Annotated in this window: 1 protein-coding gene; it reads right to left on the reverse strand. The window is 67.1% G+C overall.

The features are described from left to right. Positions 1–145 precede the first annotated feature (145 nt). The gene (locus tag V5F48_RS24920; RefSeq protein ID WP_394260639.1) at positions 146–811 is read right to left on the reverse strand and encodes an ArsR/SmtB family transcription factor; all 666 of its coding nucleotides are present in this window, start codon (positions 809–811) and stop codon (positions 146–148) included. Between the last annotated feature and the right edge of the window lie 230 nt (positions 812–1041).

Consider the following 1041-nt stretch of genomic DNA (forward strand, 5'->3'; position numbering starts at 1 on the left):
CCACCAGCGGGCCGGGGAGATCCAGGGCGGCTGCCGGTGTCGCGGGCACGGCCGCGAGGAGCCCCAAGGCAAGCACGCCCGATAGCATTTTGAACATTGGCGTTTCTCCCATTTTTTGGTTTGGACTTCGGGGGATGGCGGCGCGTCAGCCCGACGCGACCGGCAGTCCCGCGGCGCGCCATTCCGGCATGCCGTCTTCCATGCGCCGGGCCGAGAAGCCCCTGGCGCGCAGGCGTGCGACAGCCTCCACAGCGAGCAGGCAATAGGCGCCACGGCAATAGGCGACGATTTCCGTCGCTGGATCGAACTCGGCGAGGCGGGCATCGAGTTCCTCGAGCGGGACGCTGACGGCTCCAGGCACGTGGCCGAGGTCGAACTCCTCGCGAGGCCGCACGTCGATCACCGTGACGAGGCCCGCCTGCGCGCGGTCCACAAGGGCGGCGCAACCGACGGGCTCAAGCCCGTCCCGCCCGTCGAAATAGCGCGCAAGCAGAGCACCGACGGATGCGACATTGCGTTCCGCCGTCTGCCGCAGCACCGACATGAACTGGACGACCCCGTCGTCCGCCAGCCGGTAGAGGATGAATTTGCCGTCGCGGCGGGCATCCAACAGGCCCGCGCGACGCAACTGCTGCAGGTGCTGGGAGGCATTGGCCATGGAGAGCCCGGTCAGCCGCGCCAGCGCCTCCACGCTACGCTCGCCCTGGGCGAGGTGCTCCAGCAACTCCACGCGGTGCTCGTGGCCGAGGGCGCGCGCCACCGTGGCCAGCTCGGCGAACAGAGCGCGTTTGGGATCCGTTGACTTGCACATGATGGTAACGATACATCATTCAAGCGATAACTTGAACGTATAATTATCCTGCCCATGCCGCTAGGGCATCGTGGGGAGCCGGTGGAGTCGGACATGCACGCACTGTTCATCCTCAACGATCCGCCCTACCGCACGGAGCGCGTCTATAACGGCCTGCGCCTCGCCGCCGGCATCCTCAAGCAGGATGCGGGAAACCGGGTCACCGTGTTCCTCATGGCGGATGCCGTCGC

This window comes from Xanthobacter autotrophicus ATCC 700552, from assembly GCF_043194565.1.
GTDB classification, from domain to species: domain Bacteria; phylum Pseudomonadota; class Alphaproteobacteria; order Rhizobiales; family Xanthobacteraceae; genus Xanthobacter; species Xanthobacter autotrophicus_F.